This is a genomic window from Stenotrophomonas sp. (assembly GCF_032066555.1).
Taxonomy (GTDB): Bacteria; Pseudomonadota; Gammaproteobacteria; order Xanthomonadales; family Xanthomonadaceae; genus Stenotrophomonas.
Genome location: NZ_DAMBKV010000022.1, coordinates 43,651 through 61,141, shown reverse-complemented (window position 1 = coordinate 61,141; position 17,491 = coordinate 43,651). Strand labels below are relative to the sequence as shown.

The following is a 17,491-nucleotide window of genomic DNA, read 5'->3' as shown; positions in this document are numbered from 1 at the left end:
AATTCCGCCAGTACCACGAACCGGAAACCTCTAATTTAGCTTGGCATTGAAATGCCGGGAGTCGACAAGCGCATCTGCCCGGTGCAGGAGGCGGCGGACAGCGCGGATGGTGTTGCGCTGGCCGGGGGCGAGTGGGGCGGCTGCATTGGCGCGATGTATGCGGATTCGGCGCGCACGCAGGCGTTCTCGGTGACCGAGGCGGCGCAGGATCTTGCGCTGCTGATGTCGCGCTACCGCGGCAGTGGGCCGACCTATCTGTACGGGGTGTCGTATGGCACGCAGCTGGCCTTGCGTGCGCTGCAGGTGGCGCCGATGCCGCTGGACGGTTTGATCCTGGATGGGCTGGTGCCGCTGGAGACCACCGAGCAGTGGGATCTGAGCCGGCGCACGGCGTTGGTGGATGCGGTGGGGCGTGCGGTGCTGGGCGAGCAGAAGGTGGCGGTCTATCAGCGTGTGCTGGCCGCTGCGCCGACGGCGCCGTGGAAGGACGCGGTGCCGGGTGGAGATCTGCGCCGGTTGCTGGGCTCGCTGCTGAACTTCCCTGCGCTGCGTGCGCGTATTCCCGACATCGTTGATGGGCTGGCGGTGGACGATACGTCCGCGCTGCTGGCGACAGTGGCGGAGTTGAAGACGGCGATGGCGGGGATGGGGCAGGGTGGTAACAACCAGCCTTCGTTGCCGCTGGTGATGTTGATCTCGGCGTCGGAGAACAATGCGCGGCCGGGGCTTACGCGCGAGCTGGTGGAGCAGGAGGCTGCTGGGGCCTTGTTTGTCAGCGCCATCCCGGGGTTTCTGGTGGGGGCGCCTGTGCCTGCTTATGCCAGGGATGCCTGGTTTGGGAAGTCGCCTGGGGTGCTACCGAGGACTTTGGTTGTGCATGGGACTTTGGATCCGAATACGGCGTATGCGGGGGCTGTGGAGCATGCGGCTGTGCTGGGGAAGGCTGGGAAGGTGAGCTTCAGTACGGTGGAGGGTGGGGCGCATTTGCTGTCTTACTTTGCGCCTGGGTGTTTTGTTGAGGCGGTTGGGGTGTTTGTTGGGGGTGGGGAGGTTGGTGGTGGGTGTGTTGAGCGGTGAGGTTGCTTTAGGTTTTACGGCTGAGTTTGGTTGGGGTGTTGGGGGTGAGGCATTGCTGCCTTCGATCTGCCCTCACCCCAACCCCTCTCCCGGAGGGAGAGGGGCTTTGGTCATGCGGGGTCGGGGCTATCAGGTTGCCTGACAGGTTGTTGCGTGCGGCCTTGTTGGCTCCAGCGTTAGTCGCTGCACATCTGAGAACAGCTGCTCCACCGGCATGCCGTAGGGCGCGAACAAACGCAGCCGTCCTTCGCGGTCGAATACGTAGCCGCCTGCGGTGTGGCTCATTGAGTAGGCGCCGGGGTGCTTGCCTTCTTCGCGGTCGTAGAAGGCTTTGAATGATGCTGCCATTGCGGCCAGTTGCGCATCGTCACCAACCAGCGCTGTCGCAGTCGGGTCAAACGCTTTTACATAAGTCTCGGCAACAGCAGGTGTGTCGCGCGCCGGGTCCACGGTGACGAAGATCACCTGCAGTTTGTCGGCGTCCGAGCCCATCAGGTGCTTCACGCGGTTCAACTCCACCATGGTGGTGGGGCAGACGTCCGGGCAGCTGGTGAAGCCGAAGAACAGGTAGGTCACTTTGCCGTTGAGGTCGGCCGGGCTTCGGCTTACGCCTGTGCTGTCGGGCATCGTCCATTGCTGGCCGAGTGCTTCGCAGGCGATGTCCTTGCCGTAGAAATCCACTTTTGGCTTTGCGGCGCAGGCGACCAGCAGCAGGGTGGCGGCGCTTATCGCGAAGGTGGACAGGTGCAGTTTGCGGGCCAGTGCGGCGAGGCCGGTGGCGGGGGTGTTGGTGCGGGGCATGGCTATGGTCGATGAAGGACGGACAGCCGAACTACATGCGACGGGCCGGCATGGTGTGCCGGCCCGTTGCGTGCGTCAGTTGACCATCATGTGGAAATGCATGCTCCAGATGATCCAGATGGAGAGCGCTACCACGATGAAAAGAATGACCAGGGTGAAAACAAAACTGGCCAGGTTCCAGCCGCCCTCAGACGAGCGGTTCATGTGCAGGAAGTACACCAGCTGCACGATGATCTGCACGACGGCAAAGCCGACCAGCAGGGCCATCGTCAGTGGCCGCGACAGCGTCGGGTTCATCACCAGCATGAAAGGGATGACGGTGAGCACGGCGCAGATCACGAAGCCGATCAGGTAGGACTTGGTGGAGCCATGTCCGCTGCCGGCGCGGGAGGTGTCGTTGTCGGACATGTTCAGAACACTCCAATCAGATAGACAAAGGTGAAGACGCAGATCCAGACCAGGTCCAGGAAGTGCCAGAACAGACTCAGGCAGGAGATGCGGGTGACGTTGGTCGGGGTGAGGCCGCGACGCTTCACCTGGTGCATCACCACCGCCATCCAGATCAGGCCGCTGGCCACGTGCAGGCCGTGCGTGCCAACCAGCGCGAAGAAGGCGGACAGGTAGGCGCTGGTGGTGGGGCCGGCGCCAATGTGGATGAGGTGGTTGAACTCATACACTTCCATGCCGATGAAGCCGGCACCGAGTGCGAAGGTCACGCCCAGCCAGGTCAGCACCGCGCGCTTGTCCTGGCGGTGCATCGCCAGCACGGCCTGGCCGTAGGTGATGCTGGACACCAGCAGCAGGAAGGTCTCCACCAGTACGAACGGCAGCGAGAACAGTTCGGCACCGGTCGGGCCGCCTGCATACGCGTTGCTGAGCACCGCGTAGGAGGCGAACAGCGAGCCGAACAGCACGAGGTCGGACATGAGGTAGACCCACATGCCGAAGACCTTCATGCCGCCCTGGTCGTGGCCATGGTCGTCATGGCTGTGCTCGGCCGCCTGTGTGTTGTCTACGGCGACATTGGACATGATGTTCATGCAATCACCCTGTGCTGCTTGAGCTTGTTCTGGTGTTGGTTCTCGATGGCGGCCACTTCTTCGGCGCTGACGTAGTAATCCACGTCCTCGTCGTAGGAGCGCACGATCAAGGTGACGATCATCGCCACGAAGCTCGCACCGGCCAGCCACCAGATGTGCCAGATCAAGGCGAAGCACAACGCCAGGATCCAGATGTTGAGGATCAGCGGCACGCCGGTGTTACGCGGCATGTGGATCGGCGCGTAGTGCTTGGGCGGCTTGGGCAGGCCTTGCTTCTTGGCTTCGTGGAAGGCGTCCAGGGTGTCGGCCTTGGGCACCACGGCGAAGTTGTAGAACGGCGGCGGCGAAGGCGTCTGCCATTCCAGCGTGCGCGCATTCCACGGGTCGCCGGTGATGTCCTGGTTCTGCTTGCGGTCGCGGATGCTGACGTAGATCTGCACCAGCATCAGCACGATGCCTGCGAACACGAACAGTGCGCCGACGAAGGCGGCAATCAGGTAGGGCGTCCACGCCGGGTTGTCGTACTGGTTCATGCGCCGGGTCATGCCCATGAAGCCCAGCATGTACAGCGGCATGAAGGCCAGGTAGAAACCGATGATCCAGCAGGCGAACGACCACTTGCCCAGGCGCTCGTTGAGGGTGAAGCCGAACACCTTCGGGAACCAGTAGACGAAGCCGGCCAGGTAGCCGAACAGCGCGCCACCGATGATGGTGTTGTGGAAGTGGGCCACCAGGAACAGGCTGTTGTGCAGCAGGAAGTCCGCGCCCGGGATGGCCAGCAGCACGCCGGTCATGCCACCGATGGTGAAGGTCACCAGGAAGGCGATGGTCCACAGCATCGGTACGCTGAACTCGACGCGGCCGCCGTACATGGTGAACAACCAGGTGAAGATTTTCACGCCGGTCGGGATCGCGATGATCATCGTCATGATGCCGAAGAAGGCATTGACGCTGGCACCGGAGCCCATGGTGAAGAAGTGGTGCAGCCACACCACGAACGACAGGATGCCGATCGCCAGCGTTGCACCCACCATCGACTTGTAGCCGAACAGCTTCTTGCGCGAGAACGTGGCGGTGATCTCGGAGAAGATACCGAACGCCGGCAATACCAGGATGTACACCTCCGGGTGGCCCCAGGCCCACACCAGGTTGACGTACATCATCGGGTTGCCACCCAGGTCATTGGTGTAGAAGTTGAAGTCCAGGTAGCGGTCCAGGGTGAGCGCGCCGAGTGCGACGGTCAGGATCGGGAACGCGGCAATAATGATCACGCTGGTGACCAGCACGGTCCAGGTGAACACCGGCATCTTCATCAAGGTCATGCCCGGCGCACGCATGCGCAGGATGGTGATGAACAGGTTGACGCCGGTCAGCAATGTGCCGACACCGGAGGCCTGCAACGCCCAGATGTAGTAATCAACACCTACCCCTGGACTGAACTCGATGCCGGACAACGGCGGATACGCCACCCAGCCGGTCATCGCGAACTCGCCAAGGCCCAGCGAGATCATCATCAGCGCAGCGCCGACCACGAAGATCCAGAAGCTGAAGGCATTGAGGAAGGGGAAGGCCATGTCGCGCGCGCCAATCTGCAGCGGCACCACGATGTTCATCAGGCCCACCACGAACGGTGTGGCCACGAAGAAGATCATGATCACGCCGTGCGCGGTGAAGATCTGGTCGTAGTGCTCCGGTGGCAGGAAACCATCACTGCCGGGACCGGCCGCGGCCAGCTGCGCGCGCATCATCAGTGCATCGGCAAAGCCGCGCACCAGCATCACCAGCGCCACCACGATGTACATGATGCCGATCTTCTTGTGGTCCACGGTGGTGAACCAGTCGCGCCACAGCACGCCCCACAACTTGAAATAGGTGACGGCGGCGAGCAATGCGATGCCGCCAAGCACCATGCCCGCCAATGTCACCACGACGATCGGGTCGTGCAACGGCACGGCGTCCCACGTCAACTTACCGAACATGCTCATTACTCCTGGGAGGCCTTGGAAGCTGCGTTGTGGCCCGATGGGGCCGCGGTGTTCTCACCCACGCCGATGAACTGGTCGATGACCTTCTTGAACAGCAGCGGCTCGACGCTGGCGAAGTGGCGCACCGGTTCCTTGCGGGTGGGCGCGGCCAGGCGCTTGAATTCGTCGAAGCTCAGTTGATCCGGTGATTGCCGCACCTGCGCAACCCAGTCATCGAACTGCTGCTGGCTCATCGCGGTGGCGACGAACTTCATGTTGGAGAAACCATGGCCGCTGTAATTGCCCGACATGCCGTCGAACTTGCCCTGCTCGTTCGCCACCAGGTGCAGCTGCGTGCGCATGCCGGCCATCGCATAGATCTGCCCACCCAGCTGCGGGATGAAGAAGGTATTCATCGTCGAGTTGGAGGTGATGTCGAAGGCCAGCTGCTGCCCGGCCGGGAAGTTGAGCTGGTTGACCGTGGCGATGCCCAGGTCCGGGTAGACGAACACCCACTTCCAGTCGGTGGCGATCACTTCCACATGCAGCGGCTCGCCGGGGATATCCAGCGGCTTGTAAGGGTCAAGCTCGTGGGTGGATTTCCACACGATCACGGCGAGCACGGCGACGATGATCAGGGGCACGCCCCAGACCACGATTTCCACCTTGGTGGAGTGCGCCCAATCGGGCATGTACCTGGCCTTGGTATTGCCGGAGCGGTAGCGCCAGGCAAAGACGAAGGTCAGCACGATGGCCGGTATCACCACGATCAGCATCAAGGCGATGCAGATGATGATCAGGTCGCGCTGGGCAATGCCCACGTCGCCCTTGGAGTCCAGTAGTACCCAGTTGCAGCCAGACAGGCCCACGCATGCCAAAGCGGCCAGCGCTGGGCGGATGCGTTTCCAGCAGATATTCATTGAAGGTCGACCCTGTTGAAGGAGCTCTTGAGCGGGGACCGCCGATGCCCGGCGCATGGGCCGGGAGCGGCTACACTGTCCGTACGGCGGTGCCTACAAAAGGATTGCCGATCCAGTCAAGTCCATACAAGATACATCATTGTATGGGTTGGTGCACGTACAAAGCAGGGAAGGTTCACCCGATGCAGCAGCCAGCCGCAGGCCGACGCCTGAAAAAGCCCAACCGGACCTGGGTCCGTCCCTTTGCCGAGGGCAGCGGTCCGCTCTACCTGCAGATTGCCCAGCAGGTACGCGATGCCGTGGACGATGGCGTGCTGCAACCCGGTGACCGCCTGCCGCCGCAGCGCGACCTGGCCCAGCTGATGGGCGTGGACCTGACCACGGTGACCCGTGCCTACGCCGAGCTGCGCCAGTCCGACCTACTCGACGCGCAGGGCGCCGGCGGCACCTTCATCGCCATGTCGGCCGGCAACAGCGCCACCTCGGTGGACCTGAGCATGAACATCCCGCCGCTGCTGGGCAGCAGCCCGTTCGCGCAGAGCATGGAGCGCGGCTTCCAGCAGCTCAGCCAGCAGCTGGGGCAGGGCGAGTTGATGAGTTACCACGTCGGCGCGGGCTCCCGCGATGACCGTGCCGCCGCCGTGCAGTGGCTGGCGCCGATCCTCGGCAACGTCTCCGCCGAGCGGGTGGTGATCTGCCCCGGCGCGCAGGCCGCGCTATGCGCCATCGTGCTGGCCAAGACCCAGCCGGGTGACCTGATCGCCGCCGAACAGCTCACCTATCCGGGCCTGCTGGCCGCCGCACGTGTGCTGCAGCGGGGCATCGTCTCCATCGCCATGGACGCCGAAGGCATGCTGCCGGACGCGCTGGAAGCGGCCTGCCAGCAGCGCAAGCCGGCCCTGATCTACCTGATCCCGACCATCCAGAACCCGACCACGGCGACCATGTCGCAGGCCCGGCGCGCGGCCATTCTGGCCATTGCCCGCCGCCATGGCGTGGCGGTGGTCGAGGACGATCCGTACTGGCTGCTGGCAGCCGACGCGGCACCGCCGCTGGCGGTGGATAGCCACCCGGATGCCCCGGTTTACTACGTTTCCACCCTGTCCAAGTGCCTGGCGCCGGGCCTGCGCACCGCCTACCTGGTGGTGCCGCCGGGCGAGCCGATGGAGCCGCTGTTGGACGCCCTGCGCTCGATCGCGCTGATGCCGACCCAATCCATGGTGGCGGTGGCCTCGCACTGGATCCGTAGCGGCCAGGCCGATGAGATGGTGCGCCGCTTCCAGCAGGAGCTGCGCCAGCGCCAGCAGATCGCCGCGCGCATCCTGCCCAAGCCCTATCAGGCGCACCCGTCCGGCCTGCATGTGTGGCTGCCGTTGCCGCCGCGGCTGGACCAGTACCGGCTGATCCAGGCCGCGCAGGCGCAAGGCCTGGGCATCGCCAGCTCGGAGGCCTTCAGCATCGAGGAGCAGGCCGGCAATGCTATCCGCCTGTCCCTGGGCGGAGCGGTGGACCAGCACAGCCTGGCGGCGGCATTGACCAAGCTCACCGAGGTCATCTCGGCTGCGCCTGAGACGCGGACGCAGGCGATTGTCTGAGCTGGCTCCGGTCATATCCATACAAAAGTGATACATTGCATATCTTGTATGGATATGTGGGTAGCTGCTGTGCGTCGGGACAAGCTGAAGTTTCATCTGGTGATGCTGGGCTGCGCCGGTTTCGTGGTGCTGGCGCTGGCGTCGTTGGTCTATGTCTGCTCGCGGCCGCAGACCGCCGATGTGCAGGCCAGTGAGCGCGCGGCCATCGAACAGTGCCTGCAGCGCAGCCGCGCGCCGGAACGCACCGAGATCTACCGCCGCGCCCAGGCCGATTCCTGTGCCGAGATGCTGGAACAGTACGAGCACAAGTTCGGCGCGGACGCCGCCTCGTGAGCCCGCCCAACGCCGCATCGCCGCGCAGGCGCGGGATGCGGCTGTGGATCGCAGCGGGCTGTGTGCTGATGGCCGGTATCGCGATAGCGCTATGGCAGTACTTCGGGCTGAGTGAGCAGGCCACGTTCGCCGAGCAGGCCATCGTCTTCGACGACACCCAACTCAAGCTGCCGCCGGAACTGGCCGGTGCCAATGGGCGCATCCGCGTCGTGCATTTCTGGGACCCAGCCTGCAAGGTTTGCAACCGCGAAACCGGCGCGCATCTGAGTTATCTGATCAGCATGTACCGTCGCGCCAACATCGATTTCTATGCGGTGCGCCGCCCGGGCACGACAGGTGAGCTGCCCGAGTATCTGCGTGGTCGTTTGAAAGAAATGCCGACGATTGAAGGCGCCGAACATATTCCGGCCAGCCCTGCGGTTGCGATCTGGGACAGGGCAGGGCATCTGGCCTACGCCGGCCCGTACAGCATCGGTATGGTCTGCAACTCGGCCAATAGTTTTGTCGAGCCGATTCTCGACAAGCTGGTTGACGGGCAGACGGTGCGCCCGCGTGGACTGCTGGCGGTGGGCTGCTACTGCGCTTGGCAAGGCAAGCCTTGATCCGTTGCTGATGAATCTGCATGCATGCCAGCGTGCGTGGACGTTTTGTCCGCGCACAAAAAACAGCGGGCACCCGCTCCAACCGACCGATGGTTGTGAGCAGGCACCCGCCGCTGATGCAAACAATACGTGGCTACATCGTCCATACATGGTGCGACAGGATGTCGCAGTTTTTGCCAGTAAACATGGGGTTTGGCGATGAACTGGATGGACAGCGCGCTGCGCAGCAACGGCCCGATCTACCTGCGCATCGTCAACAGCATCGAGCGCAGCATGAACACCGGCGAGCTGGTGCCCGGCCATCGGTTGCCATCGCAGCGCGCCTTGGCAAAGCAGCTCGGCATTGACCTGACCACGGTGACGCGTGCGTTTGATGAGGCGCGCCGACGTGGCCTGATCGAAGCGCGTGGACCGCAGGGCAGTTTCATCGCACCGCCGAAAGCCGCCTTCGGCCAACCGGTGGACCTGAGCATGAACGTGCCACCGGTACCGGATGCATTGGCCTTGAACGATGCCTTGCGACGTGGCGCCGCTGCCGTGCTTGCGCGCAGCAATGCGCCCAATCTGATGACGTATCACCTGGCTGGCGGCAGCCCGACTGACAGGCATGCAGCGATAAGTTGGCTGCAGCCGATGCTTGGCGATATTGCCGATACGGCGTTGGTGGTGGCGGAAGGCGCGCAGTCGGCGCTGGCCTCGATCCTGATAAGCCAGACCCAGGAAGGCGAGGTGATTCTCTGCGATCACCTGGTGTATCCGGGCTTGCTGCAGGCGGCACGATCATTGGGGCGACGCTTGCTGCCAGTCGATGGCGATGGGGAAGGGATGTGCCCGGAGGCACTGGAGCGCGCCTCGCGGCAGAGTGGGGCGCGCGTGGTTTACCTCAACCCCACCTGCAACAACCCGACGGCGCTGACGATTCCGCCGCAGCGTCGGGTTGAGCTGGCACGTGTGCTGCAGCTGCTGGATCTGCTGGCCATCGAGGATGATCCTTACTGGCATCACGTTGTGGAAAAGCCAGCGCCGATTGCGACGCTGGCACCGGCGCATGTGTACTACGTATCAACCTTGTCGAAGGCGATCAGCCCGGGTCTGCGTACTGCGTTCGTTCGCTGTCCATCGGAGCAGCATGCCGAAGCGCTGGCGACGGCGTTGCGTTCGATCTGTTTGATGGGCCACCCGTTGGTGATGGCGCTGGTAAGCCAGCTGCTGTTGGATGGTTCGGCGACTGCATTGTTGAATCAGGTGTTGGATGAAGCACACGAACGCACCGCGCTGGCCGCTCATCTGCTGGTGCCTTCGTTGAAGGTGCAGGCAGCCGGGTTACATGCCTGGTGCAGCGTACCCGAACCTTGGACCGATGCAGGTTTTGTGCGTGCCGCCCAGCTGCAGGGTCTGGCTATATCGCCTTCATCGGCATTCAGGCCGGACGGCGCACAGCGCAGCCGAGGCTTCAGGCTGTCATTGGGGCAGGCAAGCAACCGACGCCAACTGCAAAGCGCCCTGCGCCGCATCAACCAACTGGTCGACACCCCGGATTCAAGCAGCGCGGCATGAACCCGTAGTGCCGAGCCATGCTCGGCAAGCGGCATTACAAGCAATGCCGCAACTGTAGTGCCGAGCCATGCTCGGCAAGAGGCATTACAAGCAATGCCCCAGCTGTAGTGCCGAGCCATGCTCGGCAAGAGGCATTACAAGCAATGCCCTAGCTGTAGTGCCGAGCCATGCTCGGAAGGGGCTTTACAAGCAATGTTGCAGGAGCTGCGTAAGCCGCGAGGCTGACGATGCATCAACCGAAGATCAACCGCGAACAGCACCCCTCCCCAACCCTCCCCTTGCCTGCGGCAAAGGGAGGGGGCAAAAGCGCGCATCGCCAGCCATTTGCAGGCGCAGCACAAGCCTGTAGTGCCGAGCCATGCTCGGCAGAGGCTTTACAAGCAAAGCTGCAATGTAGCGCCGAGCCATGCTCGGCAGAGGCTTTACAAGCAAAGCTGCAATGTAGTGCCGAGCCATGCTCGGCAGGAGCGTTACAAGCGTTGCCGCAGGAGCCGCGAAGCAAACCAGCCAGTCGTAGCCGGGAGCCATGCAACGCCGCAGTTCAATTTCCACCAGCTTCGCGGCTGACGCCGCTCCTACAAGAGCGGCATCAATCGCTGGTCCGCCGCCTTCAGCCCTGCTTGAACAGCTTGCGCTTGCCGGTCAGCACCGTTTCCTTCGGGGTGAGCTTTGCCACGCCGGGGATCAGGAAGTCGGTGGCGGTCTGCCCGAAGCGGATCTTGGAGGCCAGCCAGAGCGGCATCTTGCCGCGGCCGGTCCAGGTGTTCCAACGGTTTTCCGGGTCGCGGTACTTGGGCTTGACCTTCGGCCCCTTGCGCCGCGCTGGCTTGCTCTTCACGGCGGCGGCATCGGCCCCCGGGCCGAACAGCTCTTCGATCGTATAGCCGGTCTGCTTGGCCAATGCGGTGAGTTTGCGCCTGACCTTTTCCGCAGGTTGACGTTGGGTGAGCGCTTTGTGCCTGTCCTGTGCGGCGCGGATGAGAGTGTTCAGCTCTCGAAGATCAAGGGGGGTTAGGTCGATACTCATCGCGTAAGCGTCAGTTCTTGGCTTTGGAGTGTCAAGCTGCCGCTGTGAAACAGGGTCGGCGGGGCAGCATTGGGGGCCGGAACGCAGTGAATTGGGGGGAGTGGACCTGGACCGCGTAGCCCGGGTAAGCGCAGCGCACCCGGGGGCTTTCAGCAGGGGCGGCAAGATCACCGGGTACCGCATCCCCCGGGTGCCCTGCGCTTACCCGGGCTACTTCCTTGGCGGGACCTAAAAGAAACCCGAAGCCAGGGATCTGACATCGGGTCTCGGGTGGCGCAAATACGGGTGGCTTCGATCAGCGGTGATTGCGCGAAAGCACCATCGAGTACGCAAACCGGCCCGGCGGGTGCAGGCTGGTCGCGATCAGCAGCAGGCGGCCATTGGCATCGCGGTAACGGCGCTGCACGCGCATTGCCGGCTCGCTCTTCTTGATGTCCAGCAGCTTGGCATCAGCCGCTTCAAACGAGGCTGCATCGAATACCTGCTCCACCCGCGACAGCTTGGTCGGGTCGAGGAACTTGGCCAGCGCCCGCGCGGCGCCGGCCACTTCCAGCAACTTCTCGGTCGGCACCCCGGTGCGTACCGGGATCAGCATCTCGGTGACGGCGATCGGCTCGCGGGTCTGTTCTTCCAGGCGCAGGCAGTGCAGGCGCAGGTATTCCTTGCCTTCGTGGATGTCCAGGCGCTGCGCCATCGCAGGGTCGGCCAGCTTGCGCTCGGCCTCCAGCACCTGCAGACGGGTGCTGTTGCCGTACTGCATCAGCAGGTCGACGGTGTCGATCTCGTGCTCGTAGCGCATCGCCGAGTTCTGTGCGATCACCCGCGTGCCAGCGCCGGGGCGGCGCTGCACCAGGCCGGCGCTGATCAGTTGCGCCAAGGCTGCGCGTGCGGTGTGGCGGCTGACGCTGAAGCGTTCGCACAACTCCAGCTCGGTGGGTAGCAAGGTACCAACGGCGTACTCGCCCTTCTCGATTGCCGCCTGCAATAAGTCGCCCAGTTCGGCATAGCGGGGCTTGCTGCGTCGCGTACCAGTCATATGTACAGATCCTTGTTCAAAGTCTGAGCGAGAGTTCCTGCCAGCTGCGCTGCAGGGGTTCACGGTGTTCGGGTGCGGCGATGGCGATCAGGGCCTGGGCCCGTGCATGGACATCGAGATGGCGTAGATCGGCTACGCCATGTTCGCTGACGATGCAGTCGGCATCTACGCGGGCAAGGCTTACGGGACCGGCGGGTAGCATCGGCACGATCCTGCTTTCGCCCTTCGGGGTACTGGCAGGGAGTGCAATGATGCCGCGACCGGCACTCGATTGGCGAGCGCCTTGCAGGAAATCGGGCAGGCCACCCACACCACTCAGTTGGCGTCCAGACAGGAATTCGCCGTTCACCTGGCCCAGCAGATCCACTGACAACGCGCTGTTGATGGCGGTCAGGCGTGGGATACCACCCAGTACGTTGTGGTCGTGGGTATGGCCAACCTCGCGGAAGCTGATGCTGCGCGGGGCGATGTCGTACAGCGCCTGTGTACCCAGCGCGACGCCGGCCACCACTGCATCCGGTGCCGCCGACAGCGCACCGGATTCGAGCAGGCCCAGCAGCCCGTCCGAGACCATGCCGCTGTGGATGCGCAGATTGCGGCGCTCGCGCACCGCGCGCAGCACCGCTGATTGCAGACGGCCCAGGCCGAGCTGCAGGGTCGCGCCGTCTTCCACCAGGGTGGCGACCTGCGCGGCGACCGCGTCCATCGCGGCATCGGCAGGCGGATCGGGAATGGCCAGCAACGGCGCATCCTGCTCGATGGCGGCGGTAAACCGCGCCAACGGGATCGACGGCCCGCGCGTGCGCGGCATGCGCGGGTTGATATGCGCCAGGATGCGGGTGGCGCGCGGCCATACCGCGGGGGTGAAGTCGCAGGCAATGCCCAGCGAACAGTTGCCATCCTCGTCCGGCGGGGCCACCTGCACGAGGACGGTGTCAAAGGCCACGCTTTCGCGCAGCCAGCGCCAGGTGGCGGTATAGGTCATCGGCAGGTAGTCGACGCGGCCATCCAGCCACGAACTGCGCAGATCGCCGCTGAGGAAGATCGTGCGCTGGCGTGCCTGTGCGTGCAGGCCGGCAAAGTCGAAGGTATTGACCGTGGGGATGTGCACGCCGGTGAAGCGCAGCCCGCCGCAGCGCTCGCTACCGCTGCGCAGCCAGTGTTCGAACAGCAAGGAATGGCCGGCACAGCCGGGCGCGAAGACTTCGGGTCCTTGCGCGAGGTAATCGAAGAAAGTGTCGACATCCAGAATTCGGGGCATGGGGCGGATTGCAGCGTTCGGGAGACGGATCATATGATATGTCCGGACAAAGTCGGTTATGCTCCTTTCACGCGGTTGCCGTTCCCACCACCCAAACCCGCTGTTGCGGGCCTGCACCGAGACCTCATCGCGCGATGACCACGCCTGCTGCCAGCCTTACCGAACAGCTTGCCCGGCGCCTGCAACGGCCGGTGGATGCCGCCGCCAGGCAACGCGCCGCGTTGTTGCTGGTCGATTGGTTGGGCTGCGCCTTGGCTGCCTTGCGCTACCCGCTTGCAAACCAGCTGCGCGCGGTGGTGCAGGCGCAGGCCAGTGGCAATGTGGTTGCTCTGGGGGCGGGCCGGCGAACTGCCGCCGACGCCCTGCTGCTGAATGCCGCACTCGGCAATGTGCTGGAAATGGACGATGTGCATCGGGGGGCCATCCTGCATCCTGGCCCGGTAGTGATCCCGGTTGCACTTGCTGCGGCGCAGGCCGAAGGCGCGGATGCGACGGCGCTGCTCGATGCCATCGTGCGTGGCTATGAGGCCACGATCCGCGTCGGCCGTGCGTTGGGCAAGGCGCATTACCGTTACTGGCATCCCACCTCGACTGCTGGCGCATTTGGTGCCGCCACAGCGGCAGCATCAATACTGCGCCTGCCAGAAGAATCGCTGGCCGACGCGCTGGGCAATGCCGGCAGTCGCACCGGCGGGCTGTGGCAGATGCGCCACGAGCCGGTGCCGACCAAGTCATTGCATAACGCAGAGGCCGCACGCAGTGGCTGGCTGGCGGCACAATTGGCGCTGGCTGGCATGCGTGGGCCGCGCAGGATACTGGAAGGCGAGCAGGGGCTGTTTGCCGCTACCGCGCCGGACGCCGTGCCGGAACTGGTGGTTGCCGATGAGGACGACTGGCTGATCCACAGCACCAGCCTGAAGCCGTGGCCGGCCTGCAGGCATGCACATCCGGCGATCGATGCGATGCTGGAAGCGATGACGCAGCTCGATGTAGCAGACATTGCGCAGATTGAACGCATCGAAGTGCGCACGTATGCCGAGGCCTTGCGCTTCTGCGACCGCGCCCAGCCGCAGACCGAGCTGGAGGCCAAGTTCAGCCTGCAGCACGCGTTGGCCTCGATCCTGGTCAATGGCCGGCCGCAACTTGAGCACTACACCGCCGAAGCCTGCAGCGATGCCGAGCTGGCGCCGTGGCGACAGCGCATCGCGTTGATCGAGGATGCAGCCTGCAGCCAACGCTTCCCAACGCACTACGGCGCCAGCGTGCAGCTGTGGCTGGCCGATGGCCGCAGCGTGCAGGTCGAGCGCGTCGATGCCTGGGGCGACCCGGAATGCCCGATGTCGGCCGAGGATGTGCTGGCCAAGGCGCTGGCCTTGGCACAATGGGGTGGCGTATCCGCGGGCCTGGCGCAACCCCTCTTTGGGCAGGTGCAGGCGCTGGCCGAAGGCGGCAGTCTGGATGCCTTGAACGCCATGTTGGCGCGGGTGGCCTGATGCGATTGACTGAAGCATTGTTGCAGCATGCAAGCACGCTGCGTTTTGACGACCTGTCACCGGAAGCGGTGGCGGCAACGCGGGTCTTCGTGATGGATTCGGTGGCGGTGGGCATCTCCGGCTCCGGTCCGCAGGTGCCACTGACCCAAACTGTTCGACGCACTGCCGCGAGCTTCGGCAGCGGCAATGCCGCTCGGGTCTGGGTGACCGGTGAAGCCATGCCTGCAGCGAGCACCGCGATGGTCAATGGCTACCAGATACACAGCCAGGAATTTGATTGCGTGCATATGCCGGCGGTAGTGCATCCACTGGCGGTGATCCAGTCGGCGCTGTTTGCCGCCGCCGAGCAACGAGCGAATGCTGATGGTGTGGCGGTCGATGGCAAGGCCTTGATCGCAGCGCTCAATGTTGCGGTCGATGTCGCTACCTTGATCGGCATCAGCGGCCGGGCACCGATGCGTTTCTTCCGCCCGTCGATGTGCGGCGCACTGGGTGCGGCAGCGGGTATCGCCCACCTGCACGGCGCCGATGAGGAGCTCCTGCGACGCGCGCTCGGCCTGACCTACAGCCATCTGTCCGGCACCATGCAGGCACATGTGGAAGGTTCGCCGACCCTGGCCTTGCAGGTCGCATTGAACGCGCGCGCCGCCTTGAGCTGCTGGGAGCTGGCGCGCAATGGCTTCCCGGCGCCGCGCGAGATGCTGGAAGGTCCGTTCGGCTACCTGCCGTTGATTGAAGGTGAGTTCGACGTCGGCCCGGCGCTGCGGAAACTGGCCGCACGCGAAGCGCAGATCCTCACCGTCAGCCACAAGGTGTTCCCGACCGGCGGCGCCGCGCATGCCGCGCAGGACATGCTGATGGAGCTGCGCCAGCAGCACGAACTGAATCTGGACAATGTTGCCCGCATCGAATTGCAGGCACCGCCGCTGGTGCGCCGGCTGGTCGGCCGCAGCTATCAGCCCGCGATGGAGACGAGCTACGCACGGCTCTGCCTGCCATTCCTGCTGGGCACCGTCTTGCTGGATGGCAAGGTCGGCCTGTCGGCGTATGCGCCGGAGAAGTTGGCCGACGCACGGCTGGCGGCGTTCGCCACGCGGGTCAGCCTGATGCCGAACGACTGCGAAGACCCCAATGCACTGGTGCCGCAGTCGATCACGGTGAACCTGCGTGATGGCCAGGTGTTGCACAACCACCGGGATGCCGCCATCGGCTCGCCGCAACGGCCGCTGTCGCGCGCCCAGCAACTGGAAAAGTTCCACCACTGCCTTGACCACGCCGCGCGTCCGTTCGATGCCGGCCACCGCAATGCCCTGATCTCCCACTTCGACCACCTGCAGGACATCGACGATGTCAGGCGGTTGGTCGACCTGCTGATTGTCGAGACCCCATGAACTACGCCACCTATTTCGAGTCGTTCGATGTCAAGGAGCTGCTTGAACAGTTCCCGCTGGACCAGGCTTTCACCGACAAGTTCAAAAACATCAGCCGCGAGGAACTGCGTGCCGAGCAGAACGCGATGTTCCTGCGTTGCGTGGCCCGCGCCTGGCAGATCCCGTTCTACCAGCGCCTGTGGGGCAATGCAGGCATCAAGCCTGAAGACATCCAGAGCCTGGATGACATCACCAAGCTGCCGGTATTCGGCAAGCACGAAATCATGGCGTCGGTGGAAGCCAATCCGCCGCTGGGTGATTTCCACGGCTGGCAGGACGGCACCGAAGCCGGCAACAAGCCGCTGGTGTTCCACACCACCTCCGGTACCACCGGTCGCCCGCAGCCGCTGGTGTTCTCGCCGCATTCGCGCGAAGTGCAGAGCCTGCTGCTGGCCCGCCTGTACCGCTGGCAGGGCATGCAGCCCGGTGACGTGGTGCACTCGGTCTACGGCCACGGCATGATCAACGGCGGCCACTATGTGCGTGAGGCGGTGACCCATTACACGCAGGCGCTGTTCTGCTCGGCCGGCACCGGCATCGAGATGCGCTCGGCGCAGCAGGTGCAGCTGATGAAGAACATGGGCGCCAATGTGATTGTTGGCTTCGCTGACTACATCAAGAAGCTGGCCGACGTGGCTCGCGAGAACGGCCTGGTGCCGGGCAAGGACATCCCGGTGCGGATGATCTGCGGCCACCTCGGTCGTGAATCGCGCGAGTCGCTGTCGGCGGCCTGGGGCGGGGTGGAGCTGTACGACTGGTATGGCGTGGGCGACACCGGCGCGATTGCCGGGCAGGGCCCGGACCAGGATGGCCTGTACCTGATGGAAGACGCGCAGTACGTCGAAATCCTCGACGTCGACAGCGGTACGCCGGTGGCTGACGGTGACACCGGCGACATGGTGGTCACCTGCCTGTACAAGGACGACATCTATCCGATCATCCGCTTCAACACCCACGACGTGACCCGCGTGCTGACCACGCCATCGTCGTTGGGCATGAACCTGCGCCGCATCGAGGGTTTCCTCGGCCGCAGCGACAACATGGTCAAGATCCGCGGCATCAACGTATTCCCGCAGGCGATGGCGCCGGTACTGGAAGAACACGCCGCGTTCGCCGGTGAGTTCATCTGTGTCGCCAGCCGTGATGAAGGCGGTCGGGATGATCTGGCCGTGCACGTGGAAACCCGTGGCGCATTGGATGACGCACAGCTGGCAGCGGAGTTCGCCGCGTTGCTGCGCCAGCGCCTCGGTGTTGAAATGAGCATCGTGCTGGCCGCACCCGGTGCACTGGCTGCATTGACCGGTATCGAGGTACGGCAGAAGCCGGTGCGCCTGATCGACAAACGTTTCGCTTGA

Annotated in this window: 15 protein-coding genes and 1 pseudogene; 8 read left to right on the top strand and 8 right to left on the bottom strand. The window is 64.1% G+C overall.

All coding sequences use genetic code 11. From position 1 onward, the window contains the following. The first annotated feature begins 51 nt into the window (after positions 1 to 51). Positions 52 to 1,077, top strand: a complete 1,026-nt coding sequence (locus RT131_RS17685) for an alpha/beta hydrolase (protein WP_313174094.1) — start codon at positions 52 to 54, stop codon at positions 1,075 to 1,077. Between the two features lie 129 nt (positions 1,078 to 1,206). Here the strand turns inward: RT131_RS17685 and RT131_RS17680 are convergent, their stop codons facing one another. From RT131_RS17680 to cyoA, 5 genes are all read right to left on the bottom strand, one after another. Further along, positions 1,207 to 1,878: an SCO family protein gene (locus RT131_RS17680; RefSeq protein WP_313174093.1), complete on the bottom strand. Its 672-nt coding sequence runs from the start codon at positions 1,876 to 1,878 to the stop codon at positions 1,207 to 1,209. Between the two features lie 75 nt (positions 1,879 to 1,953). Next, the gene (cyoD, locus tag RT131_RS17675) at positions 1,954 to 2,286 is read right to left on the bottom strand and encodes a cytochrome o ubiquinol oxidase subunit IV (protein WP_057627619.1); all 333 of its coding nucleotides are present in this window, start codon (positions 2,284 to 2,286) and stop codon (positions 1,954 to 1,956) included. A 2-nt stretch (positions 2,287 to 2,288) separates the two neighbouring features. Further along, positions 2,289 to 2,909, bottom strand: coding sequence for a cytochrome o ubiquinol oxidase subunit III (cyoC, locus tag RT131_RS17670; RefSeq protein WP_313174098.1), 621 nt, complete (start codon positions 2,907 to 2,909; stop codon positions 2,289 to 2,291). Positions 2,910 to 2,914: 5 nt separating this feature from the next. Next, on the bottom strand, positions 2,915 to 4,897 hold the full coding sequence (gene cyoB, locus RT131_RS17665; protein ID WP_303748706.1) for a cytochrome o ubiquinol oxidase subunit I: 1,983 nt from the start codon (positions 4,895 to 4,897) through the stop codon (positions 2,915 to 2,917). A 5-nt stretch (positions 4,898 to 4,902) separates the two neighbouring features. Beyond that, the gene (gene cyoA, locus RT131_RS17660) at positions 4,903 to 5,802 is read right to left on the bottom strand and encodes a ubiquinol oxidase subunit II (RefSeq protein WP_313174090.1); all 900 of its coding nucleotides are present in this window, start codon (positions 5,800 to 5,802) and stop codon (positions 4,903 to 4,905) included. 182 nt (positions 5,803 to 5,984) lie between these two features. Between cyoA and RT131_RS17655 the strand changes: the two genes are divergently transcribed. The 4 genes and pseudogenes from RT131_RS17655 (at position 5,985) to RT131_RS17640 (ending at position 9,889) form a co-directional block, all read left to right on the top strand. Continuing rightward, positions 5,985 to 7,397: a PLP-dependent aminotransferase family protein gene (locus RT131_RS17655; RefSeq protein ID WP_282271764.1), complete on the top strand. Its 1,413-nt coding sequence runs from the start codon at positions 5,985 to 5,987 to the stop codon at positions 7,395 to 7,397. 48 nt (positions 7,398 to 7,445) lie between these two features. Beyond that, positions 7,446 to 7,730, top strand: coding sequence for a hypothetical protein (locus RT131_RS17650; protein WP_282271763.1), 285 nt, complete (start codon positions 7,446 to 7,448; stop codon positions 7,728 to 7,730). A 35-nt stretch (positions 7,731 to 7,765) separates the two neighbouring features. Then, positions 7,766 to 8,332, top strand: a complete 567-nt coding sequence (locus RT131_RS17645) for a DUF6436 domain-containing protein (protein ID WP_313174086.1) — start codon at positions 7,766 to 7,768, stop codon at positions 8,330 to 8,332. Positions 8,333 to 8,342: 10 nt separating this feature from the next. Beyond that, positions 8,343 to 9,889: pseudogene (locus RT131_RS17640) on the top strand (PLP-dependent aminotransferase family protein). A gap of 610 nt (positions 9,890 to 10,499) precedes the next feature. On the opposite strand, the gene RT131_RS17635 reads toward RT131_RS17640, so the two are convergent. The 3 genes from RT131_RS17635 to RT131_RS17625 form a co-directional block, all read right to left on the bottom strand. Further along, on the bottom strand, positions 10,500 to 10,916 hold the full coding sequence (locus RT131_RS17635) for an H-NS histone family protein (protein WP_313174084.1): 417 nt from the start codon (positions 10,914 to 10,916) through the stop codon (positions 10,500 to 10,502). Positions 10,917 to 11,211: 295 nt separating this feature from the next. Further along, the gene (locus RT131_RS17630) at positions 11,212 to 11,952 is read right to left on the bottom strand and encodes a GntR family transcriptional regulator (RefSeq protein WP_313174082.1); all 741 of its coding nucleotides are present in this window, start codon (positions 11,950 to 11,952) and stop codon (positions 11,212 to 11,214) included. Positions 11,953 to 11,968: 16 nt separating this feature from the next. Beyond that, on the bottom strand, positions 11,969 to 13,213 hold the full coding sequence (locus RT131_RS17625; RefSeq protein WP_313174080.1) for an acetyl-CoA hydrolase/transferase C-terminal domain-containing protein: 1,245 nt from the start codon (positions 13,211 to 13,213) through the stop codon (positions 11,969 to 11,971). 134 nt (positions 13,214 to 13,347) lie between these two features. On the opposite strand from RT131_RS17625, the gene RT131_RS17620 reads away from it, so the two are divergent. Genes RT131_RS17620 through RT131_RS17610 form a run of 3 tightly spaced genes read left to right on the top strand, consistent with a single transcriptional unit; the run spans position 13,348 to position 17,491 of the window. Then, the gene (locus tag RT131_RS17620) at positions 13,348 to 14,706 is read left to right on the top strand and encodes an MmgE/PrpD family protein (protein WP_313174078.1); all 1,359 of its coding nucleotides are present in this window, start codon (positions 13,348 to 13,350) and stop codon (positions 14,704 to 14,706) included. Then, positions 14,706 to 16,097: an MmgE/PrpD family protein gene (locus tag RT131_RS17615; RefSeq protein WP_313174076.1), complete on the top strand. Its 1,392-nt coding sequence runs from the start codon at positions 14,706 to 14,708 to the stop codon at positions 16,095 to 16,097. The genes RT131_RS17620 and RT131_RS17615 overlap by 1 nt, the downstream gene beginning before the upstream one ends. Further along, positions 16,094 to 17,491: a hypothetical protein gene (locus tag RT131_RS17610; RefSeq protein WP_313174075.1), complete on the top strand. Its 1,398-nt coding sequence runs from the start codon at positions 16,094 to 16,096 to the stop codon at positions 17,489 to 17,491. The genes RT131_RS17615 and RT131_RS17610 overlap by 4 nt, the downstream gene beginning before the upstream one ends.